At 66.5% G+C, this 18,935-nt stretch carries 16 protein-coding genes and 1 pseudogene; 6 read left to right on the top strand and 11 right to left on the bottom strand.

Going from position 1 to position 18,935, the window contains the following annotated elements; genetic code table 11:
* Positions 1-9 precede the first annotated feature (9 nt).
* A complete protein-coding gene (locus DCN14_RS24165; RefSeq protein WP_096503049.1) occupies positions 10-1,020 on the top strand; it encodes an inorganic phosphate transporter in 1,011 nt (336 codons plus the stop codon).
* Between the two features lie 152 nt (positions 1,021-1,172).
* Here the strand turns inward: DCN14_RS24165 and DCN14_RS24160 are convergent, their stop codons facing one another.
* Both DCN14_RS24160 and DCN14_RS24155 read right to left on the bottom strand, forming a co-directional pair.
* On the bottom strand, positions 1,173-2,255 hold the full coding sequence (locus tag DCN14_RS24160; RefSeq protein ID WP_096503047.1) for a C40 family peptidase: 1,083 nt from the start codon (positions 2,253-2,255) through the stop codon (positions 1,173-1,175).
* 238 nt (positions 2,256-2,493) lie between these two features.
* Positions 2,494-4,323, bottom strand: a complete 1,830-nt coding sequence (locus DCN14_RS24155; RefSeq protein ID WP_096503045.1) for a PhoH family protein — start codon at positions 4,321-4,323, stop codon at positions 2,494-2,496.
* On the opposite strand from DCN14_RS24155, the pseudogene DCN14_RS39160 reads away from it, so the two are divergent.
* Positions 4,219-4,463, top strand: a pseudogene (locus DCN14_RS39160) (hypothetical protein); the annotation flags it as partial. The gene DCN14_RS24155 and the pseudogene DCN14_RS39160 overlap by 105 nt on opposite strands.
* 192 nt (positions 4,464-4,655) lie before the next feature.
* On the opposite strand, the gene DCN14_RS24145 reads toward DCN14_RS39160, so the two are convergent.
* The 9 genes from DCN14_RS24145 to DCN14_RS24105 form a co-directional block, all read right to left on the bottom strand.
* Complete coding sequence (locus DCN14_RS24145; RefSeq protein WP_011657063.1) at positions 4,656-5,117, bottom strand: peroxiredoxin; 462 nt, start codon at positions 5,115-5,117, stop codon at positions 4,656-4,658.
* Positions 5,118-5,209: 92 nt separating this feature from the next.
* Entirely contained in the window at positions 5,210-6,106 is an 897-nt protein-coding gene (locus DCN14_RS24140) for a polysaccharide deacetylase family protein (RefSeq protein ID WP_096503043.1), read from the bottom strand.
* A 12-nt stretch (positions 6,107-6,118) separates the two neighbouring features.
* Positions 6,119-7,174, bottom strand: coding sequence for a bifunctional UDP-4-keto-pentose/UDP-xylose synthase (locus tag DCN14_RS24135; protein ID WP_096503041.1), 1,056 nt, complete (start codon positions 7,172-7,174; stop codon positions 6,119-6,121).
* A complete protein-coding gene (locus DCN14_RS24130) occupies positions 7,171-8,118 on the bottom strand; it encodes a formyltransferase (protein ID WP_096503039.1) in 948 nt (315 codons plus the stop codon). Before DCN14_RS24130 ends, DCN14_RS24135 begins: the two co-directional genes overlap by 4 nt.
* Entirely contained in the window at positions 8,115-9,137 is a 1,023-nt protein-coding gene (locus DCN14_RS24125) for a glycosyltransferase (protein ID WP_096503037.1), read from the bottom strand. The genes DCN14_RS24130 and DCN14_RS24125 overlap by 4 nt, the downstream gene beginning before the upstream one ends.
* A gap of 6 nt (positions 9,138-9,143) precedes the next feature.
* On the bottom strand, positions 9,144-10,295 hold the full coding sequence (locus tag DCN14_RS24120) for a DegT/DnrJ/EryC1/StrS aminotransferase family protein (protein WP_096503035.1): 1,152 nt from the start codon (positions 10,293-10,295) through the stop codon (positions 9,144-9,146).
* Positions 10,296-10,435: 140 nt separating this feature from the next.
* Positions 10,436-10,807 (bottom strand): EamA family transporter, encoded by a 372-nt coding sequence (locus tag DCN14_RS24115; protein WP_096503033.1) that lies wholly within the window; start codon positions 10,805-10,807, stop codon positions 10,436-10,438.
* Between the two features lie 13 nt (positions 10,808-10,820).
* On the bottom strand, positions 10,821-12,497 hold the full coding sequence (locus DCN14_RS24110) for a glycosyltransferase family 39 protein (protein WP_096503031.1): 1,677 nt from the start codon (positions 12,495-12,497) through the stop codon (positions 10,821-10,823).
* A 123-nt stretch (positions 12,498-12,620) separates the two neighbouring features.
* On the bottom strand, positions 12,621-12,995 hold the full coding sequence (locus DCN14_RS24105; protein WP_096503029.1) for an Mth938-like domain-containing protein: 375 nt from the start codon (positions 12,993-12,995) through the stop codon (positions 12,621-12,623).
* Between the two features lie 317 nt (positions 12,996-13,312).
* Here DCN14_RS24105 and DCN14_RS24100 point away from each other — a divergent pair, with 317 nt between their 5' ends.
* From DCN14_RS24100 to glp, 4 genes are all read left to right on the top strand, one after another.
* Positions 13,313-14,551 carry a pyridoxal phosphate-dependent aminotransferase gene (locus DCN14_RS24100; protein ID WP_096503027.1) on the top strand — a complete coding sequence of 413 codons (1,239 nt, stop codon included), beginning with the start codon at positions 13,313-13,315 and terminating at the stop codon, positions 14,549-14,551.
* A gap of 58 nt (positions 14,552-14,609) precedes the next feature.
* On the top strand, positions 14,610-15,938 hold the full coding sequence (locus DCN14_RS24095; RefSeq protein ID WP_096503025.1) for a homoserine dehydrogenase: 1,329 nt from the start codon (positions 14,610-14,612) through the stop codon (positions 15,936-15,938).
* A 14-nt stretch (positions 15,939-15,952) separates the two neighbouring features.
* Positions 15,953-17,404, top strand: a complete 1,452-nt coding sequence (thrC, locus tag DCN14_RS24090) for a threonine synthase (protein WP_096503023.1) — start codon at positions 15,953-15,955, stop codon at positions 17,402-17,404.
* A gap of 268 nt (positions 17,405-17,672) precedes the next feature.
* Positions 17,673-18,920 (top strand): gephyrin-like molybdotransferase Glp, encoded by a 1,248-nt coding sequence (glp, locus tag DCN14_RS24085; RefSeq protein WP_096503021.1) that lies wholly within the window; start codon positions 17,673-17,675, stop codon positions 18,918-18,920.
* Positions 18,921-18,935 lie beyond the last annotated feature (15 nt).

Below are 18,935 nucleotides of genomic sequence, written 5' to 3'. Positions count from 1 at the left end.
CGAACCACGATGCATTCGATACAACTCGCCCTATGGATGGTCGCGACGCTGGTGCTCGTCGCGCTCGTATTCGACTTCATGAACGGCTTCCACGACGCGGCGAACTCGATCGCCACCGTCGTGTCCACCGGGGTGCTGAAGCCGCAGCAGGCCGTCGTGTTCGCGGCCGCATTCAACGTCATCGCGTATTTCATCTTCCACCTGAAGGTCGCGCAGACCGTCGGCAAAGGCACGATCGATCCCGAGATCGTCGACCATTACGTCGTGTTCGGCGCGCTGGTCGGTGCGATCGGCTGGAACGTGATCACCTGGTACTACGGGATTCCGTCGAGCTCGTCGCACGCGCTGATCGGCGGTCTCGTCGGCGCGGCGCTCGCGAAGTCGGGCTGGAGCTCGCTGAATATCGACGGGCTGCTGAAGACGATCGCGTTCATCTTCATTTCGCCGCTGCTCGGTTTCATCCTCGGTTCGCTGTTCATGCTCGGCGTGTCGTGGCTGTACTTCCGTACCGCGCCCAGCAAGGTCGACCGGCGTTTCCGCCGGCTGCAACTGCTGTCGGCTGGTCTGTACAGCCTGGGTCACGGCGGCAACGACGCACAGAAGACCATCGGCATCATCTGGATGCTGCTGATCGCGTCGGGCTATGCGTCCGCGACGGCCGATGCGCCGCCTGCATGGGTGATCGGCGCGTGCTACCTGTCGATGGGGCTCGGCACGCTGTTCGGCGGCTGGCGCATCGTGCGCACGATGGGCCAGAAGATCACGAAGCTCAAGCCGGTCGGCGGTTTCTGTGCCGAAAGCGGCGGGGCGATCACGCTGTTCATCGCGTCGTTCCTCGGCATTCCCGTGTCGACCACGCACACGATTACCGGCGCGATCGTCGGTGTCGGCGCGACGCAGAAGCTGTCGGCCGTGCGCTGGGGCGTGGCCGGCAATATCGTGTGGGCATGGGTGCTGACGCTGCCGGCGGCCGCGCTGTTCGCGGCCGGCGGATGGTGGCTCGGACACCAGATCTTCTGATGTTCTGATTCCGGCACGGCCGGATCGACATGAAATGCGCCGCAAGCCGACAGGCTGCGGCGCATTTTCTTTTGGGGTGTGCAAATGCAACCGTGCGGCGAACGGCGAATGACCGATGCGGGGTGAAGCCGCCGCAGGGACGGCGAGGCGGGCTAGTAACTGCCGTTCGCGAAGCGGGCGATCGGATCGTCGGCCGTGCCGGTACGCGCGCCGGACGGCGCGGATTGCGTAGCGGCGCGCAGCACCTGTACGGGCTCGGTACTGCGCGGCGACGGTACGGCGGCTGCGGAAGGCGGTTCGGCATCGAACGCGGCAGCCTGCGCGGCCGTCAGCGCCGTCGTCGGGATCTGTGAGCCGGTCTCGGCCGGGCTGGCGGGCACGGCATTCGCCGTCATGGCGTTCATGTCGCCAGTCGTCGCGGTTGCCTGTTGCTGAGCGGCCTGCATGCGCGGTGGCGGCGGCTCGTATGGATCGGCCGACGTGGCTGCCGGCGTAGCCGCCGCGGCGGCCACGACCGGTGCGGCTGGCATGATCGGGGCAGGCGACGGCGTCGCGCCGGCCTGCGGCGCGGCATAGGCCGGCTGTTGCGGCGCGGCGGCCGCGACGACCGGGGCGGGAGCAGGGGCAGCCACCGGCGCGGTGCGCGGCGCATCGCGCCGTGCCTCGTAGGTCGGCGTGTCGAACGGCGCCGGCGTCGCACGCGGCGGCGCGACGCGGCGAATGCCGTCGAAGCGCTTCGCCCAATACGGATTCGTCAGATAGTCGAGTCGCACGGTGCCGCCGGTCGACGGCGCATTGACGAAGCGCAGCTTGCCGACATAGATCCCGACGTGCGAATGCGGCCGCCCGGTCGTATTGAAGAAGATCAGGTCGCCCGGCGCCACCTGGTCGGGGTCGATCGACATGCCGCGGCTGCTCATGTCGGCTGTCGTGCGCGGCAGGTTCACGTCGGCCGCGCGGCCGAGCACGTAGCGCACCAGCCCGCTGCAGTCGAAGCCGCTCGTCGGCGTGTTGCCGCCCCAGCGATACGGCACGCCGACGAGGCTCATCGCCTGAATCGAGATTTCTTCCTGGCCGACGCTGTGGTCGACGAACTTCGGGAAATTGGCGGGGGCAGGGAACGCGCGCGGCGTCGTGATCTTCATGCCCGACGTGCGCGAAGCCGACTGCGGCGGCACGCTGGAGCAGGCCGCAAGCAGCGAAACGACGATGACGGGAACGCAGATTCGAAGCATGGCAAGGCGGACGAGCGCGGCGCGCTCGCGAATCGTATGACAACAGACAGACCCGATGGTAGACGTACCGGCGGGGCTTAAGCAACCATTCCTGAGAATTTACTTGAAGTTTCGCGTGTAAGTGAGGCTGTTCGGTAACGAAGCATGACCAACGTTTCCGACCCCAAAATAAAAACGGCGCTCCGGGAGCGGAGCGCCGCGAGGCGTCGAAAGTCGGCCGGGCGGCCGGCGGGTCGTGTTACAGGATGTCCGACGCGTAGTCGGCCAGCCGCGAGCGTTCGCCGCGCGCGAGGGTCACGTGGCCGCTGTGGCCCCAGCCCTTGAAGCGGTCGACGACGTAGGTCAGGCCCGAGCTGCCTTCGGTCAGGTAAGGCGTGTCGATCTGTGCGATGTTGCCGAGGCACACGATCTTCGTGCCGGGGCCCGCGCGCGTCACGAGCGTCTTCATCTGCTTCGGCGTCAGGTTCTGCGCTTCGTCGATGATCAGGTACTTGTCGACGAATGTGCGCCCGCGCATGAAGTTCATGCTCTTGACCTTCAGGCGCGAACGGATCAGTTCCTGCGTGGCCGCGCGGCCCCATTCGCCGGCTGCGTCGTCGGTCTTCTGCAGCACTTCGAGGTTGTCGTCGAATGCACCCATCCACGGCTGCATCTTCTCTTCCTCCGTGCCGGGCAGGAAACCGATGTCCTCGCCGACGGGCACGGTCGCACGCGTCACGATGATCTCGTTGTAGCGCTTGTCGTCGAGCACTTGCGCGAGGCCGGCCGCGAGCGCGACGAGCGTCTTGCCGGTGCCGGCCTGGCCGAGCAGCGTGACGAAGTCGATCTCGGGGTTCATCAGCAGGTTCAGCGCGAAATTCTGCTCGCGGTTGCGCGCGGTAATGCCCCACACGTTGTTCTTGTGGTGGCTGTAGTCGCGCAGCGTCTGCAGCAGCGCCGTCTTGCCGTTCAGCTCGCGCACGATCGCGTGGAACGTCGGCTCGCCGTTCTGCGGCTCGAGATAGACGAACTCGTTGACGAGCATCGACGCGACGAGCGGGCCCGTCACGCGATAGTAGGTGGTGCCCGTCTTCGTGTCCTGCCAGCTCTCCATCCCCTTCGCGTGCTTGGTCCAGAAGTCCTGCGGCAATTCGCGCACGCCGTTATAGAGGAGATCCTTGTCCTCGAGTACCTGGTCGTTGAAGTAGTCTTCCGCCGGCAGGCCGAGCGCATGCGCCTTGATTCGCATGTTGATGTCTTTCGACACCAGCACGACCTGGCGGTCCGGCCGGTCGCGCTGCAGCGCCCGGACGACTCCGAGGATCTGGTTGTCGGCCTTGCCTTCGGGCAGGCCTTCGACCGGCGCGATGTCGGCCAGCTTCGTCTGGAAGTACAGGCGGCCGAGTGCCTCGCGGCTGCCGAGGCGCGACAACGGAATGCCGGCCGAGATCGGGCCGCCGTCGGCAACCAGTGCGTCGAGCGTACGGCTGACCTGGCGTGCGTTGCGCGCGACTTCGGACATCCCCTTCTTGTGATTGTCGAGTTCCTCGAGCGTCATCATCGGCAGATAGACGTCGTGTTCCTCGAAGCGGAAGAGGCTGCTCGGGTCGTGCATCAGCACGTTGGTGTCGAGCACGAACAGCTTCTGCAGCTCGGCCTCGGCGGGCTTGCGGCTGCGCGACTTCGTCGCGGCGCCGGCATCGCGCGCGGGTGCGGCGGCCGGTTTGCCGGCGGCCGGCTTGTCGTTGCGTGCGACGACGGGCGCCGCGGGCGTTTCGGGAACGGCAGGTGCCGCGGGTTCGACCGGCTGCGGGATCGGTTGCAGCAGTGCGGCGGTTTGTCGGGTCTTGCGGCCGCGTGCGGGCGTGCTCGCGGTTTCCTGCGCCGACGGCGCGACGGCGCGCAGCGGCGCGGTCGTATTCGCGGCTTCGGTCATCGGTTGGGCCACGCTGGCCGGGCCATAGTCACCGGCTGTGGATGCGTCCCCTTCGGCGGATTTCTTCGCGGCTTTCGCGGGCCGCGCTTTCGCCTTGTATTCGTCGGGCGGCAGAAGGCTGCCGAGCTTGCTGGGGGGAGTAGGCAAAGGCATGGTGTCCCTCGGGAGGAATCGTGTCGCATGAAGTGCGCCGCTGATCGCATCCTGCGTGACGTAGACGCATGCAGTTTGCGCGCGGTGGCGCACAGGAATTTCGTCTAGCCGGTTCGCCTAAGTGTCGGTCAACTCCTTGACGGGGTGGGCACCGGACCGAGAGCCGGCGCCCAATCCATAAAAAAAGCCGCTGCCCCGTGGACCGGGACATGCGGCTCGGCTGATACCGTCGTGATGCGCGTCAGGTGCCGGGAAGCATCGCAACGGGCACCGGCGCAGCTACGAGAAATATGGGGCGAACTGGCATTCATTGCGGCCCAATATAACGCGGCTCAAAGCGCTTGTACAGCACTTAGCACGTCGTCCACGTGCCCCGGCACCTTGATGCCGCGCCATGCCTGGCGAAGCACGCCGTCGGCATCGATCAGGAACGTCGAACGCTCGATTCCGCGTACTTCCTTGCCATACATTTTCTTCATTTTGATGACATCGAACAGCGCGCACAGCGCTTCGTCGGCATCCGAAATCAGCGGGAACGGCAGTTCGAGCTTGGCCTTGAAATTGTCATGCGAGCGCAGGCTGTCGCGCGACACGCCGATCACTTCGGCGCCGGCCTTCTTGAACTTCGGATAGAGATCGCGGAACTGCAGGCCTTCGGTCGTGCAGCCCGGCGTGTTGTCCTTCGGATAGAAATACAGAACGAGCTTCTTGCCCTTCAGGCCGGACAGCGAAATGTCGCCGCCCGTAGCCGGTGCGGTGAAATCGGGAACTTGACGGTCAACTTCGACGGACACGTGTTTCTCCTGTTGTTATGGAAAGGCGCCGCGGCAGCGCGGTTCGGCAGCGCGCCGCAAGCGCGGAGGGCGGCGCCGGCTCGCGCGCGAACTCAGTCGGGCTGGACGATCAGTTCGCCGGAGCGGCCGGGGATCTCGCCCCACGTGACAGGGTACGATGGCAGCGAGTCGCGGTCCAGCGTCGCGTGATAGTCACCCATCGTCGCAAACGTATGGCCTTGCGCGCGCCAGCCGGCGAGCAACTGCTCGAATACCGATGCGAGCTTCTGGCCTTCCAGTTCCGCATGCAGCGTGAACACCTGGTCGTGCGGATTGGTTTCGGTGAACCTGAGGATGTGCGCGGCGACGTTGTGCGTGTCGACGCCGTCGACGCCGAGCACCTCGTCGAGCGTCGGCAGCGTGGTCGGCATCTGCACGTGCGACAGCGTGCGGCCGCCGACCACCGGCAGGTACGGCGAATGGCCGCGGCCGTCGGATGCGTAGCGCATCCCCCAGGCGTCGATCTGCTCGAAGGCCGAGTCGTTCATCTGCCAGCCGGCCGCGCCGTGCGTGACGGGCGGCGCGCCGAAGACTTCGGCGAAGCGCGCGTGGCTCTTCTGCATTTCACGCGCGGTCCAGTCGCGATCGCGCACGCGGACGTTGTCCTGCCAGTACACGTGATCCCATGTATGGATCCCGCATTCGAAGCCGGCTTCGTGGATCGCGCGCATGTCGGCGATCGCGCGGCGGCCGATGTCGGGGCCGGGCAGCAGCACCCCGTACATCAGCTGCTTCACGCCGTAATGCTCGACCACCGACGTGCGCGACACCTTCTTCAGAAAGCCGGGGCGGAACACGCGCCGCAGCGCCCAGCCCGTGTGATCGGGCCCGAGGCTGAAGAGGAAGGTCGCGCGCGCGTTGAAGCGGTCGAAGATGCGCGCGAGGTTCGGCACGCCTTCGCGCGTGCCGCGCAGCGTGTCGACGTCGATCTTGAGGACGATACGAGCCAAGCGAACGTCCCGTCAGTTCTGCTGCTCGACGAGCGCACGCGCGTCGCCGACATGGCCGCGATACGCTTCGAAGATCTTGCGCAGTGCTTCGTCGAACGTCGACTGCGGCGCCCACGCGAGTTCCTGCATCGTGTTGTCGATCTTCGGCACGCGGTTCTGCACGTCCTGGTAGCCGTTGCCGTAGTAGGCGCCCGATGTCGTTTCGACAAGCTGAACCTGCTTCGCGGAGTCGGCGTATTCCGGGAATTCGGCGGCCAGTTCGAGCATCTTGTGCGCGAGCTCGCGAACCGAGAAGTTGTTCTTCGGATTCCCGATGTTGTAGATCTTGCCCGTCGCGACGCCGTCCTTGTTCTCGATGATCTTCATCAGCGCGCTGATGCCGTCGTCGATGTCGGTGAACGCGCGCTTCTGCGAGCCGCCGTCGACGAGGCTGATGTTTTCGCCGCGCACGATGTGGCCGAGGAACTGCGTGACGACGCGCGAGCTGCCTTCCTTCGGCGTGTAGATCGAGTCGAGGCCCGGGCCGATCCAGTTGAACGGGCGGAACAGCGTGAAGTTCAGGCCTTCCATCCCGTAACCCCAGATCACGCGGTCCATCAGCTGCTTCGAGCACGCGTAGATCCAGCGCGGCTTGTTGATCGGGCCGTAGGTGAGGGCCGATGCATCCGGGTCGAACTGCTCGTCCGAGCACATGCCGTAGACCTCGGAGGTCGACGGGAACACGAGGTGCTTGCCGTACTTGACGGCCGAACGCACGATCGGCAGGTTCGCCTCGAAGTCGAGTTCGAACACGCGCAGCGGCTGCTGGACGTAGGTGGCCGGCGTCGCGATCGCCACGAGCGGCAGGATCACGTCGCATTTCTTCACGTGATACTCGACCCACTCCTTGTTGATCGTGATGTCGCCTTCGAAGAAATGCATCCGCTCGTGGTTGACGAGATCACCCAGCCGGTCGGTCTGCATGTCCATGCCGAACACTTCCCAATCGGTGGTTTCAAGAATGCGCTTCGACAGGTGATGGCCGATGAAGCCGTTCACACCCAGGATCAGGACTTTTTTTGCTTTCATGAATGACGGGAAGAATGAATGAACTGCGCGAATTCCGCGGGCGTCACGACGGTTTCGCTGCCGTCGCGTTGCTGCCACAGCTCGAGAATGGATAGGGCGCGGCTGTCGCCGCAGACGCCGAATAGCGCATTATCGCTTACGTGCAGGCCGGGCGGCAAATCTGCCGCGGCCGCGGCAGCCGGGCTGCCGGGCGCCGCGAGGCGCGCGCGGGCGATGACGAAGCGCGTGTCGCCGACGTCGGTAAACGCGCCCGGATACGGGGGCGCGACCGCGCGCACCAGGTTGTAGACCTGCGCGGCCGGCTTCGACCAGTCGATGCGGCCGTCCTCCGGCTTGCGCCCGCCGTAGTAGCTGCCCGTCGACAGATCGTTCGGCAGATGCGGCGCCTCGCCCGCGAGCAGCGCGGGCAGCACGCGCCAGAGCGTCTGCTCGGCGGCGACCGTGACCTTGTCGAACACTTGCGTGGCCGTATCGTCCGGCAGGATCGGCACCGCGGTCTGGCCGATGATCGCGCCGGCGTCCGGCTTCGCGGCCATCTCGTGCAGCGTCGCGCCGGTTTCCGTTTCGCCGTTCAGCACGGCCCAGTTGGTCGGTACCCGACCCCGGTATTTCGGCAGCAGCGAACCGTGCATGTTGTACGCGCCGCGCGGCGCGATCGCGAGCAGGTTCACCGGCAGCATGTGGCGGTAGTAGAACGAGAAGATGAAGTCCGGCTGCACGTCGGATATCGCGCGGCGCAGCGCCGGATCGGCGGGGTCGGCCGGCGTGAGAACCGGGATCCCGTGCTCGGCGGCAACCGACGCGACGCTGCCGAACCAGATGTTCTCGTTCGGGTTGTCCTCGTGCGTGACGACGAGCGCGACGTCGACGCCGCGCGCAAGCAGCACCTGCAGGCAGCGCACACCGACGTTGTGATACGCGAAGACGACGGCGCGCGGCTTCATTGCGTCGGCCCCGTGCGGTAGCCGCCGACCGGCACCGCCGGCACGCCTTCGTGCTGTTCGAGCACAGCCTGGATCAGGTAGCGCGGCCGTGCGCGCACCTGCTGGTAGATGCGGCCGACGTATTCGCCGAGCAGGCCGAGCGCGAACACGATCACGCCGAGCAGGAAGAACGTGATCGCGAACAGCGTGAACACGCCTTGCACTTCCGCGCCGACGATGAAGCGGCGCACGAGCAGCAGCACGAACAGCCCGGCCGAACCGAGCGACAGGATCACGCCGATGAACGACAGCCACTGCAGCGGCACGACGGAAAAACCGGTCACGAGGTCGAAGTTCAGCCGGATCAGGCTGTACAGCGAATACTTCGACTGGCCCGCGAAACGCTCCTCGTGCGCGACCTCGATTTCGGTCGGGTTCTGCGCGAACGTGTACGCGAGCGCCGGGATGAACGTGTTGACTTCGCCGCACACGTTGATCGTGTCGATGATGCGGCGGCTGTACGCACGCAGCATGCAGCCCTGGTCGGTCATCTTGATCCGCGTGATGCGCTCGCGCAGCCGGTTCATCACCAGCGAGGCCTTGCGTCGCCACAGGCTGTCCTGGCGCTGCTTGCGGATCGAGCCGACGTAGTCGTAGCCCTCGCGCATCTTCGCGATCAGCTTGCCGATTTCCTCGGGCGGGTTCTGCAGGTCGGCGTCGAGCGTGATGACGATCTCGCCGCGCGACTGCGCGAAGCCGGCGAGGATCGCCATGTGCTGGCCGTAGTTGCCGTTGAGCAGCACGACGCGTGTCGTGTCGGGGCGCACGTGGAACTGGTCGGCGAGCATGGCGGCCGAGCGGTCGCGGCTGCCGTCGTTGATCAGGATCACTTCGTACGACGTGCCGAGTGCGTCGAGTGCCGGGTACAGCCGCGCGAACAGCGCGGCCAGTCCATCTTCCTCGTTGTACACGGGGATGATGATCGAAACTTCCGGATTCGCGGCGCCCGGATGCCCGGCGCGTGCTTCAAGGTGACTCATGTACGCTTATTTTCCGTATTGTTCGCAAATCTGGTTGATGGCGTCGGCTACGCGGCGCACGTCGTCTTCGGTCATCTGCGTGAAGAGCGGCAGCGTGACGGTCGACGCGCCGTACCGTTCGGCGTGAGGGAACATGCCCTCGGTAAAGCCGCGGGCGCGATACAGCGTGAACAGGTGGATGGCCGGGTAGTGCACGCCCGTGCCGATGCCGCGTTCCTTCATCTGCGCCATGAAATCGGCGCGCGAGATCGACAGCCGGTCGAGCGGCAGCGTGACCTGGAACATGTGCCAGTTGCCGTTCTCGAAATCGGCGACGGGCAGGCCGAGCCCGAGCTTCACGGCCAGGCCGCCGTCGAGCGCGGCGAAATACGCGCGCGCGAGCGCACGGCGCTGCGCGGTGAAGCGGTCGAGGTGCGGCAACTGGCCGAGGCCGACGCGCGCGGCGACGTCGGTGAGGTTGTACTTGCCGCCGAGCACGTCGCAGTCCATCCCGTCGAAGCCGGTGCGCGTGATGCCCTGCAGCCGGTACTTCTGCGCGAGCGTCGCCTCGTCCTCGTTGTTCAGCACGAGTGCGCCGCCTTCGATCGTCGTCAGGTTCTTGTTCGCATGGAAGCTGAACGACACGATGTCGCCGATCGCGCCGATGCGCTTGCCGTTCCACGTCGAGCCGAGCGCCTGCGCGGCGTCCTCGATCACGCGCAGGTTGTGTGCGCGCGCGATCGCGTACAGGCGATCCATGTCGACCGGCAGGCCGGCCAGGTACACGGGGATGATCGCCTTCGTGCGCGGCGTGATCGCCTGCTCGAGCTTGTCGAGGTCGATGTTGCGCGTGATCGGGTCGATGTCGGCGAACACGGGCGTCGCGCCCGTCTCGAGGATCACGTTGCTGGTCGAGACCCACGATGCCGGCGTCGTGATCACCTCGTCGCCGGCGCCGACGCCCGCGATGCGCAGCCCGATCTCGAGCGTGCAGGTGCCCGAATTGAACGCGCGGACCGGCCGGCCGCCGCAGTACTCGGACAGCGCGGCTTCGAATTTCTGGCTCTGCGGGCCGGTGGTGATCCAGCCCGAGCGCAGCACGTCGACGACGCCCTGGATGGTTTCCTCATCGATCTCGGGGCGGGTGAACGGCAGAAACGGAGCGGTAGTCTGGCTCATGAACGCTTTGGCTCGTAATGGCGTGTAATAAAGGGGTCGGGCGATCCGGCCCGAAACCGGCATTAAACACCGGTTGGCGGATTCGCACCGTGATTTTTTGTAGGCGGACGCTTAATGTACGCCGGGCCCGCCGGGGCCGCTCAACTGCGCGCGAGCACGACCACGCCGATCAGGATGATGCCGATGCCGATCAGCCGCTGGACCGACATCACCTCGCCGAACAGGTACCAGGCCGCGAACGCGTTGACCACGTAGCCGAGCGACAGCATCGGGTACGCGATCGACACGTCGACCCGCGACAGCCCGAGAATCCAGACGACGACGCTCAGCACGTAGCAGCCGAGGCCGCCGATGATCGGCAGCTGGGTCGCGATCTTCAGCCCGACCGGGACGATGTTCGACGGCGTGAATTCGAAGTGCCCGACAGCGTTGACGCCGGCTTTCAGCAGAAGTTGCGCACAGGCGTTGAGCATCACGCCGGTGACGATACAGATGAGCGAAACGGGATTCATGCGGTGCGGGTCCTTACGATTGCGGTTTTTCGACGATCACGCGGCGGTTGTCGCGCGCGATCACGCGCATCGGCACGCCTTGCTTGACCAGCGTGTCGTATTCGCTGAGCGACATGATCGCGAGCGCGTGGGTTTCCTGGTTCCAGCGCGTGATCCATTCGTCGACGGTCGGGATCCATTTGTTCGGCTCGACCGAGATTCCGAAGGCGAGTTCGTCCTGGCGGTGGACCATGATCGTGGTGTGGCCGACATAGAACGGGAACGTGTGATCGAGCATGTCGATCGAGTAGAACGGGGTGTCGGCCGGCAGTTTCGCCAGCTCCGCGCGCACGGTCGGCGCGAGCAGCGCGCCCGAACTGTAACGGCCGAATTCGTCGTGGCCGGTGCCGCCGATCGTGCCGAACGCGAGCCATGCGGCGCCGAACGCGGTGATCGCGGCGGCGACGCCCGTGCGGCGGTTCAGCCACGCGGCGGCCAGCGTCAGGACGGCCGCGACCGCGAGGCCCGCGTACAGCCACAGCTGGAACGCGCGATACAGCGCGTTCGGCGTGCGGGCGTCGCCCTGGTAGGCCAGGAAGATGATCCCGAACGCCGCCACGACGAGGAACACCAGATAGCCGAGCAGGTGGCGGCGGAACCGGTCGGCGCTCATCAGCGGCAGGTACGCGCCGATCATCAGCGCGAGTGCCGGCGCGACCGGCAGCACGTACGAGATCAGCTTCGAATGCGACGCGCTGAAGAACAGGAAGATGAATGCGCTCCAGATCAGCAGCACGAGCATCGGCGCGAAGCCGTTGGGCTGGCGCGGCATGCGCAGCGCATGCCGCAGGCTCTGCCACGCGACCGACAGCCACGGCAGGAAGCCGACCAGCAGCACCGGGACGAAGTAGTAGAACGGGCCCGGGCGGTTCTGTTCCGGGGTCAGATACCGGCGGAACTGCTGGACGATGAAGAAGAAGTTGAAGAATTCGGGGTTGCGCTGCTGGACGAGCACGAACCACGGCGTGACGATCGCGAAGAAGATCACCAGGCCGCTCACCAGGTACAAGCGCTTCCACAGCGCCCAGTCGCGCGCGATCAGCGTATAGAGCACCAGCACGGCGCCCGGCAGGATCAGGCCGACGAGGCCCTTGGACAGCACGGCGAACGCCATCGCGGCCCAGCACGCCCACATCCAGCCGCGCACGGCGCCCGCGCGCAGGCCGGGCCGCTGCGCGAGCAGCAGCGAGCAGAGCGACAGCGTCATCCAGAACGCGAGCCCCATGTCGAGCGCGTTGAAGTGGCCCATCAGGTTCCAGTACGGCGAGCACGCGAGCACGACGGCCGCGAGGAAGCCGGACAGCGGGTTGAACAGGCGCGCGCCCGTGAAGCCGACCAGCAGCACGCCGGCGAAGCTGGCGAGCCCCGTGTAGAGGCGCGCCTGCCATTCGCCGATGCCGAACCACGCGAACGTCAGCGCATTCAGCCAGGTTTGCAGCGGCGGCTTCTCGAAGTACTTGTAGCCGTTGTAGCGCGGCGTGATCCAGTCGCCGGTGACGAACATCTCGCGCGCCATCTCCGCGTAGCGGCCTTCGTCGCTCGGGATCAGGTGGCGCAGCCCGAGCGGCGCGAACCAGACGATCGCGAGCGCGACGAGCAGGAGGACGAGCGTGATGCGATTGAGCGGTAGCCTCGACGGCGTATCGTTCATGGATTTTCAGCCTGTTGGTTGTTGTGACGGGCCGCCGGCGCGTGGCGCCGGGGGCGGGCGGCCGGCCGGGTGTCGATCCGGGGATCGATCGGCGCGCCGGCCCGAGTTTTACCGCATCGGGGATTAACGTTCAATTAAGAGCGCGGCGGCGACTTTGCGGCCTTCGGCCATCAGGATGTTGTAGGTGCGGCAGGCGGCCTGGAAATCCATCGTCTCGACGCCGATCCGCTTGGCCGTGAGCGCGGCCACGAGGCGCGGATGCGGGAAGCGCAGCTGCGCGCCGCTGCCGAAGATGACGAGTTCGGGCGCCGGCTCGAGCAGCATCGTGAAATGCTCGGGCGTGAGCGCGTCGAACGACGACACGGGCCAGTCCCGGACCGGCGCGCCGGGCAGCATGATGACGCTGCCCTCGTGGCGCTGGAGGTTGACGTCGACATAATCGGGGCCGTAGCCGGTGACGGTGTTGAGCGCGCCGCTCGCGTCCTGGTGCAGTTTCAAATCGGTATTCCGCGTTCCGTAGGGGGAATGTCTGGCAAGGGCCGCACGGCCCCGGGCGGCCGGTTTCGCGCGCCGGCACGCGCGGGACGCCTGACGGCGCGGGCCCGGAGCGGCTATGGTGCATTGCGAAAGTCGGCCAAAATCCGCTAAATTATAACTTTTTGGTTGCCCCCGGGCGCCACTTGCGTCGAGCGCTGCCACAAGCCGCGTCCGACCGCCCGCTTTTTCCCCCAGTCTAGACAGCGCGCACAGACCGGCCGCTCTCCAGTTTTGATTCCGTCCCCCGGCCGCGAGGCCAACCCAGGAACCGTGTCGTCGTGAAACCGATTCAGAAGTCGAACAAGCTGCTCAACGTGTGCTACGACATCCGTGGCCCGGTGCTCGAGCACGCGAAGCGCCTCGAGGAAGAAGGCCACCGCATCATCAAGCTGAACATCGGCAACCTCGCGCCGTTCGGTTTCGACGCGCCGGACGAGATCATCCAGGACATGATCCGCAACCTGCCGGCGTCGTCCGGCTATTCGGATTCGAAAGGCGTGTTCTCGGCCCGCAAGGCCGTGATGCATTACACGCAGCAAAAGGGCGTCGTCGGCGTCGGTCTGGACGACATCTACATCGGCAACGGCGCGTCCGAGCTGATCGTGATGGCGACCCAGGCGCTGCTGAACGACGGCGACGAAGTGCTGCTGCCGGCGCCCGACTACCCGCTGTGGACGGCCGCCGTGAGCCTGTCCGGCGGCACGCCCGTGCATTACGTGTGCGACGAGCAGAACGCGTGGATGCCCGACCCCGACGACATCCGCCGCAAGATCACGCCGAACACCAAGGCGATCGTCGTGATCAACCCGAACAACCCGACCGGTGCGCTTTATTCCGACGAATTGCTGCTCGAACTGCTCGAGATCGCGCGCCAGCACGGGCTGATCGTGTTCGCCGACGAGGTCTACGACAAGATCGTCTACGACGGGCTCGAACACACGGCGCTGGGTTCGCTGTCGGAGGACGTGATCACGGTCACCTTCAACAGCCTGTCGAAGAGCTATCGCTCGTGCGGCTATCGCGCGGGCTGGATGGCCGTGTCGGGCCTCGGCGGCGACAACCGCCGGCATGCGAAGGACTACCTCGAGGGGCTCGGGATCCTGTCGTCGATGCGGCTGTGCGCGAACGTGCCGGGGCAGTTCGCGATCCAGACGGCGCTCGGCGGCTACCAGAGCATCAACGAGCTGATCGTGCCGAGCGGGCGCCTGTACAAGCAGCGCGAACTCGCGCACGACATGCTCACGTCGATTCCCGGCGTGACCTGCGTGAAGCCGCAGGCCGCGCTGTACATGTTCCCGCGCCTCGATCCGAAGCTCTATCCGATCCAGAACGACCAGCAGTTCATCCTCGACCTGTTGCTCGAGGAACGCGTGCTGCTCGTGCAGGGCACGGGTTTCAACTGGGCGGCGCCGGATCACTTCCGCGTGGTGTTCCTGCCGAACCTCGACGACCTGACCGATTCGATCAACCGGATCGCGCGCTTCCTCGACGGCTACCGCAAGCGCCATTCGGCCTGAGCGGACAGGTCACACGGCATTCCCCATTCCCTAATCTCACTCATCGATCACACGCAGCATGGAACCGATCAAAGTTGGCCTGTTGGGCTTCGGCACCGTAGGCAGCGGCACCTTCACGGTGCTGCGCCGCAACCAGGAAGAAATCAAGCGACGCGCGGGGCGCGGCATCGAGGTCGCGCGCATTGCGGTGCGCAACCCGGCCAAGGCGCAGGCCGCGCTCGGCGGTGACGCCGCCGCCGCGCAGATCACCGACGATTTCAACGCGGTCGTCGACGATCCGTCGATCTCGATCATCGCCGAGATGATCGGCGGCACGGGCATCGCGCGCGAGCTCGTGCTGCGCGCGATCGCGAACGGCAAGCACGTCGTGACGGCGAACAAGGCGCTGCTCGCGGTGCACGGCACCGAGATCTTCGAGGCCGCGCGCGAGAAGGGCGTGATGGTCGCGTTCGAAGCGGCCGTCGCCGGCGGCATCCCGATCATCAAGGCGCTGCGCGAAGGCCTGACCGCGAATCGCATCCAGTACATCGCGGGCATCATCAACGGCACGACGAACTACATCCTGTCGGAAATGCGCGACCGAGGCCTCGACTTCGCGACCGCGCTGAAGGCCGCGCAGGCGCTCGGCTACGCGGAAGCCGATCCGACCTTCGACATCGAAGGCGTCGACGCCGCGCACAAGGCGACGATCATGAGCGCGATCGCGTTCGGCGTGCCGGTCCAGTTCGACCGCGCGTACGTCGAAGGCATCAGCAAGCTCGACGCGGCCGACATCCGCTACGCGGAAGAGCTCGGCTACCGGATCAAGCTGCTCGGCATCGCGCGCCGCGCCGAACACGGCATCGAACTGCGCGTGCACCCGACGCTGATCCCCGAGAAGCGCCTGCTCGCGAACGTCGAAGGCGCGATGAACGCGGTCGTCGTGCACGGCGACGCGGTCGGCACGACGCTGTACTACGGCAAGGGCGCGGGCGCGGAACCGACCGCATCGGCGGTCGTCGCGGATCTCGTCGACGTCACGCGCCTGCACACGGCCGACCCCGAGCATCGCGTGCCGCACCTCGCGTTCCAGCCGGACAGCCTGTCGAACACGCCGATTCTGCCGATCGACGAAGTGACGAGCGGCTACTACCTGCGCCTGCGCGTGGCGGACCAGACGGGCGTGCTCGCCGACATCACGCGCATTCTCGCCGCGGCGGGCATCTCGATCGATGCGCTGCTGCAGAAGGAATCGGAGCAGGTCGACGACGCCAACGGCGAAACCGACATCATCCTGATCACGCACGAAACGATCGAGAAGCACGTCAATGCGGCGATCGCGCAGATCGAGAGCCTCGCGACGGTCGTCTCGAAGGTGACGAAGCTGCGCATGGAAGCGCTGAACTGAGGACCAGGCACGACATGAACTACATCTCCACGCGCGGCGCCGGCATCGGCGAGCGCCATACGTTCTCCGACATCCTGCTCGGCGGTCTCGCGAAGGACGGCGGGCTCTACCTGCCGGCCGAGTACCCGCAGGTTTCCGCCGACGAGCTCGCGCGCTGGCGCACGCTGTCGTACGCGGATCTCGCGTTCGAGATCCTGTCGAAGTTCTGCGACGACGTGCCGGCCGACGACCTGCGCGCGATCACGCGCCGCACGTACACGGCCGCCGTGTACAGCAACACGCGCCACGGCGAGAACGCGTCCGACATCACGCCGCTGAAGGCGCTCGGCACCGAGAACGGCACGACGCTGTCGCTGCTCGAACTGTCGAACGGCCCGACGCTCGCGTTCAAGGACATGGCGATGCAACTGCTCGGCAATCTGTTCGAGTACACGCTCGCGAAGCACGGCGAGGCGCTGAACATCCTCGGCGCGACATCGGGCGACACGGGCAGCGCGGCCGAGTACGCGATGCGCGGCAAGGCCGGCGTGCGCGTGTTCATGCTGTCGCCGCACAAGAAGATGAGCGCGTTCCAGACGGCGCAGATGTTCAGCCTGCAGGATCCGAACATCTTCAACCTCGCGGTCGAAGGCGTGTTCGACGACTGCCAGGACATCGTGAAGGCGGTGTCGAACGATCACGCGTTCAAGGCGCAGCAGAAGATCGGCACGGTCAACTCGATCAACTGGGCGCGTGTCGTCGCGCAGGTCGTGTACTACTTCAAGGGTTATTTCGCGGCGACCAAGTCCAATGACGAGCGCGTGTCGTTCACGGTGCCGTCGGGCAACTTCGGCAACGTGTGCGCGGGCCACATCGCGCGGATGATGGGGCTGCCGATCGCGAAGCTCGTGGTCGCGACCAACGAGAACGACGTGCTCGACGAATTCTTCCGCACCGGTGCGTATCGCGTGCGCAGCGCCGAAAACACGTACCACACGAGCAGCCCGAGCATGGACATCTCGAAAGCGTCGAACTTCGAGCGCTTCGTGTTCGACCTGCTCGGCCGCGATCCGGCGCGCGTGATGCAACTGTTCCGCGACGTCGAGGAGAAGGGCGGCTTCGATCTCGCCGCGAGCGGCGATTTCTCGCGCGTGGCCGAATTCGGTTTCGTGTCGGGCCGCAGCAGTCATACGGACCGCATCGCGACGATCCGCGATGTGTTCTCGCGCTACGACACGATGATCGATACCCACACCGCCGACGGCGTGAAGGTCGCGCGCGAGCATCTCGACGCGGGCGTGCCGATGGTCGTGCTCGAGACGGCGCAGCCGATCAAGTTCGGCGAGACGATCCGCGAAGCGCTCGATCGCGAAGCCGAGCGGCCGGCCGCATTCGACGGGCTCGAGGCGCTGCCGCAGCGTTTCGAGGTCGTGAAGGCCGACGCGCGGCAGGTGAAGGATTTCATCGTCGCTCATACGGGCGCATGACGTGCCGCCGGGCGCGAGCCCGGCGTGCGCGCAGGACGGCCGGAATGCCGATTCGTCGAACGGATCGGGGTTCCGGCCGTTTTGCTTGGCGGCGCGGCGGCTCATCGGCCAGGCCCGTGCGGGTGCCGCCCGCCCGGGGCGCCATGAAACAAGTATCAGCCCCGCACATTCGCGCCGATCACAGTTTTCGCATGCCGGCCATATCGCGCGCGCGTGCGATGGCGTCGCTACAATGACGTATTGACTTCAACGATCCCCGATTCCATCGATGTCGAACCCGAATTCCGTGGCGCCGCGCGCGCCGATGCTGTCGACCGCCGAAGCGCTCGCCGCGCTGCTCGATGCCGCGAAACCGCTGCCCGGCGCCGAAACCGTCGCGACGCTCGATGCGCTCGGCCGTGTGCTGGCGGCCGACGTGAGCTCGCCGCTTGACGTGCCGCCGATGCATACGAGCGCGATGGACGGCTATGCGGTGCGCGTCGCCGACCTGCTGCACGGCGAGCGGCGCCTGCCCGTGTCGCAGCGGATTCCAGCCGGCCATCCGGCCGCGCCGCTCGCCGCGGGCACGGCCGCGCGGATCTTCACCGGCGCGACGGTGCCGCCGGGTGCCGACGCCGTCGTGATGCAGGAGCAGGCATCGGCCGACGGCGACGCGGTCGAGATCCTGCACACGCCGAAAGCCGGCGAATGGATCACCGCGCAGGGCGCGGACATCCGCCAGGGTTCGGTGATCCTGCCGGCCGGCACACGCCTCGCGCCGCAGGCGCTCGGCCTGGCCGCATCGGTCGGCTGCGCGCAGTTGTCGGTCGCGCGGCGGATCCGCGTCGCGGTGTTCTTCACCGGCGATGAACTGACGATGCCCGGCGAGCCGCTGAAGCCCGGTGCGATCTACAACTCGAACCGCTTCACGCTGCGCGGGCTGCTGGAGCGGCTCGGCTGTCACGTGACCGACTACGGGATCGTGCCCGACTCGCTCGCGGCGACGCGCGACACGCTGCGCGAGGCCGCGCGCGATCATGACGTGATCCTGACGAGCGGCGGCGTATCGGTCGGCGACGAGGATCACGTGAAGCCGGCCGTCGAGGCCGAAGGGCGCCTCGCACTGTGGCAGATCGCGATGAAGCCCGGCAAGCCGCTCGCGTTCGGCGCGGTGCGCCGCGGCGACGAGCGGCCCGATGCGCACTTCATCGGGCTGCCCGGCAATCCGGTGTCGAGCTTCGTCACGTTCCTGCTGTTCGTGCGGCCGTTCCTGCTGCGCCTGTCCGGCGTGCGCGACGTCGCGCCGCGCGCGCTGTCGCTGCGCGCGGACTTCTCGCAGAGCAAGGGCGACCGGCGCAACGAATTCCTGCGCGCGCGCGTCAATGCGGCCGGCGGCCTCGATCTGTTCCCGAACCAGAGCTCGGCGGTGCTGACGTCGACGGTCTGGGGCGACGGCCTGATCGACAATCCGCCGCAGCACGCGATCAGCGCCGGCGAGACCGTGCGTTTCATTCCGTTTTCCGAACTGCTGTCGTAACGCGACGGCCTCCCG

The sequence above is a fragment of the Burkholderia sp. IDO3 genome (assembly GCF_003366075.1).
In the GTDB taxonomy this organism is placed as follows: Bacteria; Pseudomonadota; Gammaproteobacteria; order Burkholderiales; family Burkholderiaceae; genus Burkholderia; species Burkholderia anthina.
This window is presented reverse-complemented; position numbering and strand designations above follow the sequence as displayed.